The following is a 15,011-nucleotide window of genomic DNA, read 5'->3' on the forward strand; positions in this document are numbered from 1 at the left end:
CGGTAACCATTCCAAACTACAAATTCTCCTCTCCCCATTTCTTCAGGTCAAGAAGGATGGGGATGAGGCTTTTTGTTTTTGGGGTGAGGTTGTACTCAACCCGAACTGGCATCTCATCATATTGCTTTCTCTCAACGAGGCCGTCTGCTTCAAGTTCCTTCAGTGAATTGGCCAGCATTGTGTTAGTGATTCCGTGGATAGAACGATTTAATTCTCCGTATCTGACAACCTCGTTTTTATCGATGACGCAGAGGATCATGATCTTCCACTTGCCGCCAACGGTATCGATAACCTTTTTTAGGCCACAACCTTTTCCTGCTATATCTTCACATAAGAGCTCTTTGTTTTCTTTTTTTCTCATGATATTTATTCCTTTATTCAATCAAATTCAAACTATATACTTGGTACAAAAACTATACCACATATAATACATTCATCGCTTTAGAAAAACAAGTGAATAATTAAGTGTAGAATGGGCTCAAATCAGTGTATCCGGGTATTATGTTTATAATTGTGATAGACTGTAATGAGTGGGAAACCGCCTTCTACTCTATACGGTTCTAAGTACGGAGGTGTAAATGGCAAAGCAAAATATCTACGACAATGAAACATTCTTCAATGAGTACAGTAAACTTCGAGAGCGCGAGGTGAACGCCAACAACCTGTTTGAGATCCCTACGCTTTACGCGCTTATGCCTGATCTTGAAGGAAAAAGAGTTCTGGACCTTGGCTGCGGAACCGGTGAGCGCTGCATCGATTACTTAAATCGCGGGGCGATTCAGGTTACGGGAATAGATATTTCGGAAAAAATGCTTGCCGTGGCGAAGAGCCAAAACAGCGATCCCCGGATTACATATATAAAAATGCCGATGGAAGATATCGGAACAATCGACGGGGAATTCGACGTTGTGATAAGTTCGCTGGCACTTCATTATGTTGAGGATTTCCAGGGAGTTGTAGCGAATGTTTACAGGCTTTTAAGTGATGGGGGAATCTTTCTCTTTTCACAGGAGCATCCGATTAACACATGCTTTTCAGGAGAGTTTGACAGATGGACCTGCGATGAAAATGGGACGAAGATCTATGCAAATATAGCGAATTACTGCGTGGAAAAAAGATATGAATCGACCTGGTTTGTCGAAGGAATCCAGAGATATCACAGGATGTTTTCAACTACAATAAATACGCTTGCGGACGCTGGATTTAAGATCCTCAGGATTGAGGAGCCTCATGCGACAGAGGAGATCGTGCAGAAGTATCCGGATTACTATGATCTCTACCACAAGCCCGATTTCCTATTTGTGAAAGCGTGCAAGTGAGCACTTTGGTTTGCACATTTTTAATTTACTAAACATGAAAGACTTACATAAAAAACTATGACTAAGAAGAACACTTTTATCAGAATTATTTTCCTTACTTTGACAGCAATTTGTCTCATATATTCCGTGAGCATTTATCTGGTAGCAAGCGGGACTTTTTCTTTTGTAATATGGCTTGCAGGCGCAGCATTTTTTGCACTGCTATGGTTTTTATCAGGAAAAGAGCGGTGGAACAAAATCCCCAAAGCGCTACGGATTATAATGACTTCATTAGTTGCTATAGGAGCCGTGGTTTTTATTATCTGCGAGGGCATGATACTAAGCCATTTTAACGACAAGGGCGAAGAGAATCTTGATTACATCATCGTCCTCGGGGCTCAGATGAGGGACTTTGGACCCAGCATCATTTTCAAATACAGACTCGATGCTGCGCGTGATTATCTTGAGAAAAATCCGAATACGATATGTATTGTCTCGGGAGCGCAGGCTGCGAATGAGCCTGTAAGTGAGGGCGAAGGCGGAAGGGACTACCTGATATCGCTGGGAATCCCGGAGAACCGGGTTATCGCTGAAACAAAGGCTGTTGATACAACAGAGAACATAGCCTACTCACTGGAAATGATCGGAGATGAGGCTTTGGAAAAAGATCTGAAAATCGGGATAGTTACGAACAACTTCCATGTTTTCAGAGGTGTACAACTTGCAAAATCAATGTGTGATGAGGAGATATGCGGAATCGCGGCGTACACGAGACCGTGGTATCTCCCCAACAACATGGTCAGAGAGTGCTTCGGGATAATAAGAGATTTTAGAATCATGTTCTAAAAATAACGATATTACGACAATGGTTATCGCAGAACTCGCCGACATGCCATTTGCGATTAAATCGCCGCACTCGCTGACTTCACATTCTGAGGAATGTTCAATTTATATATTTCTTCTGCGGCGAGGCGCACCTTGGCCACATTGATGCTCTTATCCTTGGGGAAGCAGTAGTACTGCTCGTTCATGTTGCCGATGCTGATCATGTCACCGATTTCGTACCAGTAATAGTCTGCATAGAGCGAATAGGAAATCTTTGCAGACTGCTGATAGTCAAGCTCTCCGCCGCAGCCTGTGAGGGAGAAGCCGTTCTTGTTATGTATAAGACGTCCCTCTCCGACGCGGTAAGCCGCGTTGGTATCTTTCACAACAATGATGTCTACGGGAATGTCCAGATAGTATCTGCCATCTGTGACTTCCTTTTTTATGCAATCACGTTCCCACCTGTACCAGTCTGATACATATGAAAAATCGTAGCCTCCCTGCGGCATAGATACGCCAAGAGTTTGGCATTCAAGCTCGCCGCTTTCCGCAAGCTCCCAGTTTGTATGGCATGAGCTGCAGACAAGCGTGATACCGCTTCCTTTCAGAACGCGCTCTTTTCCGCAAACAGGGCATCTGAAAAGGACTCTTTCAAGACCGTCGGCCCTGAAAGGCTCTGTGATTTTGATCCCATTTTCACGCTGCCAGCGCCAGTGGTCGAAGGAAAATTCTTTTTTTATAATGTCGCCCAACTCGCCGGCACTCATGCTCTCGATTTCAGAAGGTGAGAGCAGATACTTCACTTTGGCGGTGACCGTCACACCGCGCTTTTGCAGTCCGTTATATAGAGGATCACGATGAAAAGCGCCGGTGGTTGTAACCATGATAACAGGCACCTTGAAGAGCTTCAGACTTTTGCCGATGCTCGAAGGAAGGCCGGTTGCTGTGCCGTCGAAGCTATAGCTAGCCTCAGGGTACATGAGGACAGACTCTTTCAGATCCCTGAAGCAGTACATCATATCCTTCACCAGCGGAAGATCCGTGATAAACTTTCGGGCGGGTATGCATCCCAGACGCCTAAGAAGCCACTCTTTTCCCACGAAGCCGTCCAGCGTCGTTACGATATGGAACGGCCTGTCTGCGAAAATCGTCGCTGCAATCTCAAGGTCAGTACTCGATGAATGGTTCATCAGAATCAGGCAGGGCTCGTCTTTTCCGAGCTTCTCCATGCCCTCTGAAGTATAGGAAAAACGGCAATCCTCGAGATCCTTTTTGGATACGGTTTTCATAAGAAATTTCCAGAAGGCAGTCTGCCTGCAGGGCTTCTTGTTCTTGTATGGATTAAGTGCGGAGACCTCCGCGTAGCTCTTGGATTTGGTCTTGATCTTCATTGAAAACTCCCCCAACAAAACAATACATTTTAATATAGTAATAATAACACATTTGACAGATGAATCTTGTATAATTGATTTATGTGAATTCGATATATGTGAGTTCAGCTTAGACGCTTTGAATGCGTAGCTGAATGGAAAGAACAGGGGGATACATAATGGCTTCAAATACTTCAAAAAGTCTCAGAAATTCAGTGCTTTATCAGATTTTTGTTCGTAATTACAGCAAGGAGGGAACCTTTGCACAGGTGGAAGCGGATCTTGACCGTATCAAGTCGCTTGGCACAGACATAATTTACCTGATGCCGATTCATCCTATCGGAGAAAAGGCAAGGAAGGGTTCACTCGGCTCACCCTATGCGATCAGCGATTACCGCGCGGTGAATCCGGAGTTCGGAACACTGGAGGATTTTAAGAGCCTCGTGGATGCAATCCATAAGAAGGGAATGAAGTGCATCATCGACGTTGTCTATAATCACACGTCACCTGATTCTGTTCTGGTAAAAGAGCACCCCGAGTGGTTTTTCCATAAAGAGGACGGCTCCTTTGGCAATCATGTGGGCGACTGGAGCGACATCATAGATCTCGACTACACCAATGAGCAGCTCTGGGATTACCAGATAGAGACGCTGATGTACTGGGCGAAAATCGTCGACGGCTTCCGCTGCGACGTGGCGCCGATGGTTCCGATAGAATTCTGGGAGAGGGCAAGAAAAGAGGTGGCACAGGTCTGTCCCGACTGCATCTGGCTTGCTGAGTCGGTGGAATATTCCTTTTTGACTTACCTCAGGGGCTGCGGCATAACTGCGCTCAGCGACGGTGAGATTTTCAGAGCCTTCGATCTTAGCTATGACTACGACGTATATCCAAGTCTTGCAGGATACTTATGCGGTGAGAAGGAGCTGAAGGACTACCTTGAGGGACTTAATCGCCAGGAGGTCATCTATCCCGCGAATTATATTAAGCTCCATTTCCTTGAAAACCACGATCAGACCAGAGCGCATTTCCTGATTCCGGATGAAAAGGCGCTCAGGAATTTCACGGCGTTCCTGTTCTTCCAGAAGGGAATCCCGTTCATCTACGCGGGCCAGGAGTTTGGCGCATCCCACCTGCCAAGCCTCTTTGATAAGGATACGATTTCACTTAGACCTGAAGACGGCATAGATATGACTGATTTCATACGCACGCTCAGCTTTATTAAAAAGGACGCGATTTTCGCAGATGGAATATTTGAGTGCAAAGCATCCGAGAATGATACAGTAGTTGCAACCCTCACACATGGTGAGAAGAAGGCTGTAGGTGTGTTCGCACTTAAGGCACAGACCTCAAACGTCCGCGTGCCGCTTCCAGACGGAATTTACAAGAACCTCATAGACGGCAGCGATGTGGAAGTATTCCGCGGCGGACTGCAGTGCTATGGGGAGCCGATGATAATATTAAAATGATTATTTGATTTTTCTTATAAAACCGCTTGTGGCATATTCTTTTTATTGACGCAATCATATAAAAGATGTAAAATGATGCACGGTGCGTTAAGTGTGATTATGCCACGAGGGGTTTATATTAGATGAATATAAATACATTCAAAAGGAAATCGATTATTCTCGCAGCAGCAGTATGTGCTGCATCACTTTTTTTACCCATAAACGATTATAAAATAGAAGCAAAAGCCGAAACGAATATTTCTGCAAATTTTCCGACCAATGATATTCCGGAGCTTCCTGAGCCTGAGGTAAAACAGCTTGAAACCGTTGATAAAGGCGCACTGGGGATTAGACCGCGTAACATGCCTAATCTCAATAGCGGAGTAAAGACCGGACTTCACTATACATACCTTGATGACACAGAGAAAAAACTATACAGAGCACTTATTGCAGCCTGTGATCATGTTGCTCCATATGAGACAGAGAACATATCGATAGATAGTGAATATGTAATACCGCTGGTTCTGAACTCATCAAGCAAGTTTAGTTATACAACACTTCAATATCATAGGGCAGTATATGCGGCCAAATATGATCACTGCGATCTGGTTCAGTTGCAGCTATGCAGTATTCATTTCTATTGGCAGATCACATCATATGGGTCTTCTACAAAGCTGTATAACCACTATGTTTATCTTAAGTCAGAAGTACCTTCTTATGATCAGGCAAAATTTAATCAGATGACTGCTGAGCTTCAGGCAAAAAGGAGAAATATCCTTTCCGATAGCTCTGTACAAAATGCTGCCGGAATTATTGGAAAAGAGCTGGCAGTTCACGATAAACTCATAGACATTAATACATATGATTATGAATGTGCTAATACGGACAATCATTATGATATCGGGCAGACTGCGTATGGAGCGCTGGTAAAGGGAACTTCTGTCTGTGAAGGTTACGCTATGGGGCTTGTCTATCTCCTTGAAGGGATAGATGTTGACTCAATGGTTGTAATAGGAAATGCAGGAGGTTTACATGCCTGGAATATTGTGAAAATCGACGGCGCCTGGTATGAAACCGATCCGACCTGGGATGATTATGAACCTGAATCATCGCGTCCTGAGGAATTTGTAAGAGAAAGATCACATGCTTATTATCATCTTACAACAGTGCAGATAACTGCTTATAAAAAAACAATCTCAGCAGGTGGTTACAGAACCGTAATAGATAACACGCATATCAGGACTTCAGAATCGGAAAATTATCCGGAGGCGACAGCTACAAAGTACTCATATGAAAATGTTAAGAAAATAGTTGGCGGCGAGGGTACCGAAGTCAGCAATGTTCCTGTAACGGGAGTAAACTTTTTATCAGATAAATTGAAGATATCAAAGGGAACGACAGGAACGCTTGATGTACAGATAATACCTTCAAATGCAACAGATAAAACTCTTTTCTATGAAAGCTCCGATGATGAAGTTATTACTGTGGACCAAAGCGGAAATTATACAGCATTAGTGCCGGGATATGCAACGATAACAGTAAGGACACCCGATGGTAAGAACAGCTCAAGTATTGAGGTTGCTGTATCTGATGAATCAGGAAAATATCCGGTAAAGTCACTTCAGTTATCTGCAAATTCAGTAAAAGGATATGTTGGCGATCAGGGTATATTGACCTGCACTTTTGAGTCAGAGGATCCTTCAAAGAATAGTCTGATATGGACTACGTCGGACAGCGACGTTGTGAGCATTGAGGATTTAGGCGAAGGAAAAGCGAGATATACCATAAATAATAGTGGCTATTCTACAGTAGAAGTTAAGTCTGATGATGGAAAATGTAAGGCGACCTGTAACTTTAATGCTTCCATAAGGCAGGTAAAGGTAACTCTTGATTATAACTACGATGGTATAAAAAGAGAGAATACATTATATTATGGAGAAAAATACGGCTACACATTATCCGGATGTTACAGGGATGGCTATAACTTTGAAGGTTGGTATACAGACAGGACAGGTGGAGAAAGAGTAACAAGTTCTTCAACGGTCTCTGTGAAAACCGAGCATACATTATATGCACGCTGGAAAGTTCAGGCGTTTACTATGTATTTTTATACAGGCTCCGGACGGTTCCCGGATGGAACAAGTACCTATAGGCTATCTGTAAATTACGGAGAGACGATAGATTTTTCTTCTGTGCCTACGCCTGTTTGTCAGGGATTTGAGTTTGCCGGATGGGCAGATTATTATAACAATGTTATTCCCAGTGACAGTATTGCCACCGGTAGTCAAGAATTTTATGCCAAGTGGCTCGAAGTAGGATTTGAAATTACATTTGATGCTAACGGCGGATCGTTCTCAAATGGTGAGACCACTATTACCGGGATATATCCTGTTTATAACTCGCTGTCTGAAAGAGATTACGAAGTACCTGTAAGAGAAGGCTATGAATTTTCCGGATGGGCAGAAAAGCCGAATGGCCTTGCTGGCAATAGGTATGTTTATACAACACAAAATATGACATACTATGCTGTTTGGCAGGAGCCATACAGCGGGTACGAAAGTTCAGAGGAAGAGCAAAACAACACGTATTCCAATAATTCGGAAAATGAAAATGCAGACTATTATCAGGAAGAAGATTTTGAAAATTCTTATATAAACAATTCTCATGAAGAGAATTATGATAATCCTTATGCAAATAATTCTTCCGAAGAAGATATGGGAAATGACCAGCTAATTATTTTCGATAATAACGAAAATGATAATCTCATATCATCCAACAATTGTAACTACGAAATAACAGGCTCAGAAAATGTTACTGCGGTTTCTGAAGATAGTGACGCGACATCTGTAGTAATAAGTGATACGATTTCACATAAGGGTAAGAACTATACAGTTACCGAAATCAGAAGTAATGCATTTAGAAATCGAACAAAGCTTAAGAGTCTTGTTGTTGGAAGAAATATTCAAAAGATTGGATCCGGTGCATTTAGTGGGTGCAAGAACCTTGGAAAAATAACAATAAGGGGTAATAACCTAAAATCCATTGGTTCAGGAAGCTTTAGGGGAATCAAAAAAGGCGCCAGAATCACGGTGGTTTGTAAGGATAAAAAGACGTACAATAAGCTTGTTAAGAAACTGAAGAAAGCCGGTGCTAAAAAAGCAAAGTTCAAATTCAAAAAGGGTTAATGGTTGATAACATTTGAAATGAGGGGAAAGATGAGAGTAATCAACCTGGAAGACGAACCGATTAAGCACAGAAAAATTTGCAACGAGCTCGAAAAGGTTCGCATTAAGGAAGACGATATCGACTGGGTAACCAATCTTGAGGACGGAATAGAGAAAATCCGGGAAGCAATCGAGAGTGGAAAGCCTTACGACATTGCGGTCACCGATATGTACTACCCGGAAAGACCAGGCTCGGGAGATGCTCCCTCCGGAGAGGTCTTTATATCAAAAATGAAAGAGTTTGGTATAGACATCCCGATCATTCTCATATCGTCGCAGAATCTGAGGGTTCCCGGAATCCTGGGAACAGTCTATTTTTTGGAAAACAGCGACTGGGAAGATGATTTGCAGATGCTGGTTAGGAAGATACAATAATGATTATTCAGACAGGCTCGCGTACCGACATTCCTGCTTTTTATGCAGACTGGTTTGCAAATAGGCTGAAAGAGGGATATGTATACGTGCGAAATCCCTACAACATGACTTATGTCACCAAATTCATATTGCATCCGTCGGTGGTGGATCTCATAAGCTTTTGCTCCAAGAATCCCGCGCCGATGCTGAAGTATCTTGATCTCCTAAGACCCTATGGGATGTACTGGTATGTGACTATCACCGGTTATGGAAAAGATGTTGAGCCAAATGTCCCGGAGATTCCCGAGGTTATAGAGACCTTCAAAAGACTCTCTGAATTTGCGGGAGTAGACTCCATGGGATGGAGATATGACCCTATTTTCCTGAATGAAAAATATACGAGGGATTATCATCTTACGAAGTTCTCTGAGATTGCAGCTGCGCTTGACGGCTACACAGAAAACTGTGTGATAAGCTTCATCGACATATACCAGAAGGTGAAAAAGAATTTTCCGGAGGCAAAGCCACTTGAAAAAGCGGATCGCTTGTATCTGGGCGAACGCATGGCGAAGATAGCAAGAGAGCACGGTATGACACTTCGCCCCTGCAGTGAGGGGAACGAACTTGAAGTATTCGGCGCCGACTGCAGCGGCTGCATGACTCAGCCCATTTATGAAAAGGCTGTCCATAATACGATGGTCTTCCCTAAGGTGAAAAATGCCAGAAATACCTGCGCATGCTTCCTTGGAAACGACATCGGAATGTACAACACCTGCCTTCACATGTGCCGCTATTGCTACGCCAACTACGACGCGGAGACGGTGATGAAAAATAATGCCAATCACGATCCGGACTCGCCGCTCCTTATCGGCAACATCAGACCGGAAGATGAGGTTCATACTGTTGAGCAGAAGAGTTGGATTGACGGGCAGTTGTCGTTGTTTAATATGTTTTGATGGAAAAGAGAATATAAAGGTAAATTGCAGGCAGTAGATCATAGATTTGGTCTACTGCTTTTTCGATTTCTAAAAGATGAATAATCATTTTTTGCAATTATGATGAAATGTAATCTTGTATGTGAGAAAATTAAGTGTCTGCGTGATTTGTTTGTGCTTTGTGAAAAAATTGGAGGAAGATAATGTTTACATATCTAAGAATGAGACAGGATTTTCTTAATGATTTAAACAGGATGAGAGAAGAAATCATTTCATTGGAGGGTGATAATATTCCGGAAATAATAAATGGGATGCGCAATGAGATTAACGATCAACTGAGAATTCGAAATTTTAGTGTTTCAGATTATAGAACATGGTTTCCTTCAATGGAATTATTTGAGGACATCATGTATGAGTTGGGAGATGATATAGGAATATCATTTGAGTATATGATGGACTATCGCATGCCTGGCCAAACTGAAGAAGGGTTAAGCGGATATAATAAGAGAATTGACGTTATTGTAGGTGGATATGATAAGGATGGCCAGAAAACGTTAGTTGTTGTTGAGATGAAAGGATGGGGAGGTGAGTACGATAATCAAAACCAAAATCATCATCTCACATATATAAATGATGTTGGAATATCATATTGGGGAAGGGGGGATGAAGATAATCCGTCTAAAGAGGTTAAGGAATATTGTGATCAACTAAGATTGGATAATCAGGCAATTGTTTCAGGCGATATACGGATAATTCCTGTAGTATGGATGTATAATTTTGATTATCAGAATCAGATAATAGATCAGAATGTAGAAATTGATGTTATAAGATATGAAATTGAACAAAGATATAATACTAACGGAGAAATGAAGTTTTTTTATAAGAACCAGAGAAGTGAGGTTTTAGAATTCTTTATTGATATTTATAAAAGACAGAATGACATATTTTCAGAATTTAGAAAGGGGTTTGAAATACCGCCACTACATGAAAAGATTGGTGAAATTCTAAGCGGGGGATACAATATTAAACTTCGCTGCGATCAGAAAGCCTGCCTTGATGATATCAAAAGAAGGATTAGTGAAAATGAGACAGGTGTATTACATATTGAGGGAAGAGCTGGAAGTGGTAAAAGCGTTGTAGCTATTGAGGTTTTGAAATATTGCAGAGAAAATGATTTTAGTGTTGAATACTTGATTTCTGAAGGAGCACCGGTTAACGCATATAACGATACTTGCCCGGGGGTGTGTACCTTGGCGAACCAATATACAGAAACAGATAACCCGGCTCGTGTCATTATTTTTGACGAGGGGCATAATATTTTTCCATCGACCCAAAGGATATTTGAAAGAATTCAAGATAGGTCACTAATAATATATTTTTATGATCCTTATCAAAAAACAGGGAATTCAATATTTGACCGGGGGCAAATAAGGGTGGACTATAGACTTACTTCGCAATTTCGCTGCAACATGGATGATGGGTATCTTAGTTTTATTGATGGGATTTTAGATAATGTAGATGATGTTTTTCATACGGCTACATATCTGGATTTTGATGTTAAATTAGTTAGAAATCAAAATTCATTATTAAATCTTGTAAATGACAATAATAATGTAATATTGACTGGTCCGGAATATGCTGCCAGAGATAGGGTTATAAGATTGAGTGAAATTGATGAGGAGCAAATTATTCAACAATGGCCGGTAAGGTATGATAATGTTTTTTTGCAAAATAATGTTTCGGAAGATGGAAGCAATTTATACAGTGGAGTTAATTCGATAAGAGGTTTAGAAACAGATCATACAATTGTATATATAGCAGATGATGATTTACCATTTGATGCTCAGAATAATCATCTGGGTGGGGATGAATGCGTGAAAAATGCCTATCGCGTTATGTTAACCAGAGCTATGAAATCATGCTATATATATTGTGAAAATAATGCTTTGCGTAATTATTTACATGACATCAAAAAGATTCAATATTTAAGAACTATATGAAAAGGCTGGATATAATCTATTTCGCTAAATAGGATGCATAAAAATACCCTCAGATTTTCTGAGGGAAATTTTAAGCAAGGCTTAAGATTTATAAAAAGGAACTGGAAATTCCTGACAATTGATTTTTTCTCAAGTATCCATTGTTTGATAAGTTGTGAGCCATTCTGTATTCTAAGTACAGAAGATGATTCTGCAGACATTTTCCGAGAAACAGCAAGTTTGGACGGTTGATGAAAATAATCGGGAAAGGGAAAAACATGAAAAACAATTTGGGTTCAAATATCAGGAACTTTAGAAAAAACAAAGGATTTACACAGGAAGAACTGGCGGGGATGCTCGGAGTTACTCCTCAGGCAGTAAGCAGGTGGGAGTCGGAAACGGGGCTGCCGGACATCTCGATGGTTGTGCCGATTGCACGGGCGCTCAATATCACAACTGATATGCTTCTTGGCTATAACGCAGCTGACAAAGATGATTACCTTGTGGAGACTGTAAAGAACAAAGTTGAGGATATGTATGATATCTCTGATACCGGGGGAAGCGCCCTTAAAAGGACGGAGTATCTTGCGGGTGAAGTCAGCAGAAATCCGATGAATTTTGACATAAATCTATTGTATGTTCAGCAGGTGGCAGGACTTAGCTATTACATTGATATGGAGGGACTGCTGTCTGACAACCCCGAGAGAGCAAATGATATCCTGGAAGACGGAATAAAGAAGGGTGTAAACATAATCAGATATTCCGACTGTAGGAAACTCGTTGAAAAAGCTCATTGTGCGCTGGCCTGGATATATATTCACAGAAAAGATTTTGAAAATGCCAGAGAGCATATCAATGTGTTGCCAAGTCTTGATATGACAAGCATCAGGGAACTGCTATATTCTGAGCTCATGTTCTTTGAGCATGGCTTTGAGGAGATGAAGGATAATTTTACGGCGACCAATAAGATGCTGTGCGCTATCCTGCTTAGACAGTTCAAATGCATGTTGGAAAACTATGCGTACTGGGGCAAAACTGATGAGGCACTAAGGAACCTTGAGTGGTGCAAGAAAGTTATCAAAGCGTATTCGACGATTCCTGAATATACGACTGATGATATGAAGCACTTCTGGAAGAAGTATTATTACAATCTCGTGATCGCATACGACAAGGCCGGAGAGAAGGAGAAAGCAAACGAAATCTGCGAGGAATATCTGAAAAAGATAAGCGAGCAGAATGAGTATTCTAAAGAGGAATACGAATCCATTGCAAAGGAATTCAGAGAGAGGATATACCAGCTTTGATATCATTCCGCTATCGGAATGAGAGAATTAAGGAATATATCCAACTGGTCCGATTCGTGGTCTGACAGACCTGCTCGTATATGTGAGGTGTCATACACGGCGTTGTAGGGCTCGTAACCTTCTATGCAAAAAAGTGTGTCATCAGTTGCTTCCAGGTTCTGCATCTCGGCAGTCGTTCGGTTGTAATAGTGATGGCATACATTAAAAACTTTTTCATCATCGGAAAGAAGTGCATTGTAGAACTGCGGATCTTCCGATACATCGTATGCTATATCATTCCAGGTGGAATCTACTTCGTACCACTTGCCGGAGATCTGGACAGCGTTCCATGCGTGAGTGTCAGTGTCGTACTCCGACGATGGTATTGAGTGTGCGGCGCCGGTCACATAACCACAGGGGATTCCTGCCCGGTGCAGAAGGTATTCGAAAGCAAACGAGTAACCTCCACAGACGGCATGGTTTGGACGCCCCTCTGAATCGCACACGAGCGCTCCATACGCTGTGTGACCAAGATCCCAGGTCTCATCTGTATCATTCAAAATTGGATCATCGTAGGTAACAACATCAATGAGCTTGTCATGAATGGCAAGCTCTATTTCTTCATCTGTTCCTGTTAAATCTATATCATCTAAAAAGTCTGAAGCAGCTTCTTCGAACGCTGCTATCTGTTCATTCTCTGAAGGATCTACCACTTCTATTTTAATGAAATAAATTATGTGGTTTCGCATTTCTAACGTTCTGTAATCTACAGCACTGGTATCCGTAAAAAGAAAGAAATATTCCGGGTGGTCATAACACATTGCATAGTAGATATCCCAAAGGAGACGATCTTCTCCAAACTCCTCCAGCGTATCTTTTGAGAAAACAATTGCACTTTCATATTCTTCCGCAGACCTGTTCTCGACAAGATCCATGAAAAGGTTGTAAACATTTTTATCTGCGTCGCTGAGATTCTGATATAGTACGAAAATTTCATCACGTTCTTCGGGAACGATGGGGGCATCATAATTTAGTGTCTTTCCATTTGTGGATCTCAGAGAAAAGATAACGTTCGCCGGAAGAGAGAAAATCCCGGAAGTGTCGCTCTGCATCATCCTATAACCCAAACAAAGACCTATTACCAGAAAAAGAGCGAGAATAATTAATGGAAGATGTGAGTGCTTCTGACTCTTCTTATCTTCGTGGTTGGGGTTGATGCTGTTGTTAGTGAAATTATAACTGTCATTTTTCATAAGATAATTTTATTCCTGATTACGCCAAGTTGACAACGTATATTAAAGCAGTGTGAAGTGAGTAAAAAATTCCTCTTCTATGCAACAGAAATGCTGCCATAACTGTCTAAATATTGGAAGGAATTATTGGAGGATATACATGAAAAAAATAGTGTTATTTACGGGAGTATCGGTGACATTTCTTGGTATGGTTGCCTGCAGTTCTCAAAAAACAGATAATACAAAAGATATCTATTTAAGATTTCTGGGTGGGGATATGAGCGTTTTGGAAGAATCACAAAGAGAAAACCTGTTCATCCGGGAGCATCTTGATTTCGAGGACGATACAAGAAAATGCCCGGAATATACAATCGATGACGAGGAAGTCGACAAAGATGCTTTTGAAAAAGAACTGAAATCTAAGATTCTTGATCATGCTTTGGAACGCTCATCATGGAAGGTAATAGAAATTGAATGATCTTTACAATGCTCAATGGCATATTTTTTATCTGAAACGATAACAAATATGCGCACAAGGTATGTCCCCAAAAGCTTTTAGGTGCGAAGACAATAAAGCGGAAAGAAAAGAAGCTATTTGTTACACATGGCAAAGTATAGATACAACAAATCATGAGGATTTTTCAGATTTATTGTATGTGAAAAAACGCCTAACAACAAACTAAGAAGAATCATCCGGAATTGTTGTGTCTACAGAAAATAGAAACAACAAATATATAAGAATTAGTTGATTTATTGTTCCAGAGAAAAATGGATACAACAAACGGAGAGGAAACAGGCGAAATTGTTGTTCTTGCAGAAAATAGATACAACAAATATAGAAGAATTAAGTGAATTTATTGTACTCGCAAAATATGGGTACAACAAATCAAGAAGAATCAAACTCATTTATTGCACCAATAGAAAATTAGCCATCGAGCGGAGCGGAGACCGAACCATGGGTTCGAGGGCTCCACTCGCTTAACAAAAGAATACGTAAATCATTCGGAAGCGGGTGATGGGGCGGCTGAGCGCCAGTGGCGCTCATCTTAGCCGCCGACCGAGCCGG

12 protein-coding genes are annotated in these 15,011 nt (G+C 41.4%); 9 read left to right on the top strand and 3 right to left on the bottom strand.

The genetic code is table 11. The annotated features are described in order from the left end of the window. Window positions 1-16: 16 nt before the first annotated feature. Window positions 17-361, bottom strand: coding sequence for a winged helix-turn-helix transcriptional regulator (locus BMW61_RS03725; RefSeq protein WP_022762520.1), 345 nt, complete (start codon window positions 359-361; stop codon window positions 17-19). 217 nt (window positions 362-578) lie between these two features. Here BMW61_RS03725 and BMW61_RS03730 point away from each other — a divergent pair, with 217 nt between their 5' ends. Both BMW61_RS03730 and BMW61_RS03735 read left to right on the top strand, forming a co-directional pair. Next, complete coding sequence (locus BMW61_RS03730; protein WP_091819872.1) at window positions 579-1,319, top strand: class I SAM-dependent methyltransferase; 741 nt, start codon at window positions 579-581, stop codon at window positions 1,317-1,319. Window positions 1,320-1,376: 57 nt separating this feature from the next. Further along, on the top strand, window positions 1,377-2,144 hold the full coding sequence (locus BMW61_RS03735) for a YdcF family protein (protein WP_022762518.1): 768 nt from the start codon (window positions 1,377-1,379) through the stop codon (window positions 2,142-2,144). 56 nt (window positions 2,145-2,200) lie between these two features. Here the strand turns inward: BMW61_RS03735 and BMW61_RS03740 are convergent, their stop codons facing one another. Beyond that, on the bottom strand, window positions 2,201-3,514 hold the full coding sequence (locus tag BMW61_RS03740) for a 1-acyl-sn-glycerol-3-phosphate acyltransferase (protein ID WP_091819873.1): 1,314 nt from the start codon (window positions 3,512-3,514) through the stop codon (window positions 2,201-2,203). Window positions 3,515-3,672: 158 nt separating this feature from the next. Between BMW61_RS03740 and BMW61_RS03745 the strand changes: the two genes are divergently transcribed. From BMW61_RS03745 to BMW61_RS03770, 6 genes are all read left to right on the top strand, one after another. Continuing rightward, window positions 3,673-4,959, top strand: coding sequence for an alpha-amylase family glycosyl hydrolase (locus BMW61_RS03745; RefSeq protein ID WP_091819875.1), 1,287 nt, complete (start codon window positions 3,673-3,675; stop codon window positions 4,957-4,959). 122 nt (window positions 4,960-5,081) lie between these two features. Continuing rightward, window positions 5,082-8,123 (top strand): InlB B-repeat-containing protein, encoded by a 3,042-nt coding sequence (locus tag BMW61_RS03750; RefSeq protein ID WP_091819876.1) that lies wholly within the window; start codon window positions 5,082-5,084, stop codon window positions 8,121-8,123. Between the two features lie 30 nt (window positions 8,124-8,153). Continuing rightward, window positions 8,154-8,537 (top strand): response regulator, encoded by a 384-nt coding sequence (locus tag BMW61_RS03755; RefSeq protein WP_091819878.1) that lies wholly within the window; start codon window positions 8,154-8,156, stop codon window positions 8,535-8,537. Then, entirely contained in the window at window positions 8,537-9,472 is a 936-nt protein-coding gene (locus BMW61_RS03760) for a DUF1848 domain-containing protein (protein ID WP_091819879.1), read from the top strand. The genes BMW61_RS03755 and BMW61_RS03760 overlap by 1 nt, the downstream gene beginning before the upstream one ends. 182 nt (window positions 9,473-9,654) lie before the next feature. Then, window positions 9,655-11,451 (top strand): DNA/RNA helicase domain-containing protein, encoded by a 1,797-nt coding sequence (locus tag BMW61_RS03765; protein WP_091819880.1) that lies wholly within the window; start codon window positions 9,655-9,657, stop codon window positions 11,449-11,451. A gap of 257 nt (window positions 11,452-11,708) precedes the next feature. Further along, window positions 11,709-12,734, top strand: a complete 1,026-nt coding sequence (locus tag BMW61_RS03770; RefSeq protein ID WP_175475088.1) for a helix-turn-helix domain-containing protein — start codon at window positions 11,709-11,711, stop codon at window positions 12,732-12,734. Window positions 12,735-12,736: 2 nt separating this feature from the next. Here BMW61_RS03770 and BMW61_RS03775 read toward each other — a convergent pair whose 3' ends face one another. Continuing rightward, the gene (locus BMW61_RS03775) at window positions 12,737-13,966 is read right to left on the bottom strand and encodes a transglutaminase domain-containing protein (protein ID WP_091819883.1); all 1,230 of its coding nucleotides are present in this window, start codon (window positions 13,964-13,966) and stop codon (window positions 12,737-12,739) included. Window positions 13,967-14,105: 139 nt separating this feature from the next. On the opposite strand from BMW61_RS03775, the gene BMW61_RS03780 reads away from it, so the two are divergent. Further along, window positions 14,106-14,423 carry a hypothetical protein gene (locus BMW61_RS03780; protein ID WP_091819885.1) on the top strand — a complete coding sequence of 106 codons (318 nt, stop codon included), beginning with the start codon at window positions 14,106-14,108 and terminating at the stop codon, window positions 14,421-14,423. Window positions 14,424-15,011: the final 588 nt, after the last annotated feature.

Source organism: Butyrivibrio sp. ob235 (assembly GCF_900109475.1).
Classification (GTDB): domain Bacteria; phylum Bacillota; class Clostridia; order Lachnospirales; family Lachnospiraceae; genus Butyrivibrio.

Excerpts from the sequence above, each read along its gene's own strand:
- BMW61_RS03750 (WP_091819876.1), top strand. The coding sequence starts at position 5,082 with ATGAATATAAATACATTCAAAAGGAAATCGATTATTCTCGCAGCAGCA.
- BMW61_RS03755 (WP_091819878.1), top strand. The coding sequence starts at position 8,154 with ATGAGAGTAATCAACCTGGAAGACGAACCGATTAAGCACAGAAAAATT.
- BMW61_RS03770 (WP_175475088.1), top strand. The coding sequence starts at position 11,709 with ATGAAAAACAATTTGGGTTCAAATATCAGGAACTTTAGAAAAAACAAA.
- BMW61_RS03735 (WP_022762518.1), top strand. The coding sequence starts at position 1,377 with ATGACTAAGAAGAACACTTTTATCAGAATTATTTTCCTTACTTTGACA.
- BMW61_RS03740 (WP_091819873.1), bottom strand. The coding sequence starts at position 3,514 with ATGAAGATCAAGACCAAATCCAAGAGCTACGCGGAGGTCTCCGCACTT.
- BMW61_RS03745 (WP_091819875.1), top strand. The coding sequence starts at position 3,673 with ATGGCTTCAAATACTTCAAAAAGTCTCAGAAATTCAGTGCTTTATCAG.
- BMW61_RS03765 (WP_091819880.1), top strand. The coding sequence starts at position 9,655 with ATGTTTACATATCTAAGAATGAGACAGGATTTTCTTAATGATTTAAAC.
- BMW61_RS03780 (WP_091819885.1), top strand. The coding sequence starts at position 14,106 with ATGAAAAAAATAGTGTTATTTACGGGAGTATCGGTGACATTTCTTGGT.
- BMW61_RS03760 (WP_091819879.1), top strand. The coding sequence starts at position 8,537 with ATGATTATTCAGACAGGCTCGCGTACCGACATTCCTGCTTTTTATGCA.
- BMW61_RS03730 (WP_091819872.1), top strand. The coding sequence starts at position 579 with ATGGCAAAGCAAAATATCTACGACAATGAAACATTCTTCAATGAGTAC.
- BMW61_RS03725 (WP_022762520.1), bottom strand. The coding sequence starts at position 361 with ATGAGAAAAAAAGAAAACAAAGAGCTCTTATGTGAAGATATAGCAGGA.
- BMW61_RS03775 (WP_091819883.1), bottom strand. The coding sequence starts at position 13,966 with ATGAAAAATGACAGTTATAATTTCACTAACAACAGCATCAACCCCAAC.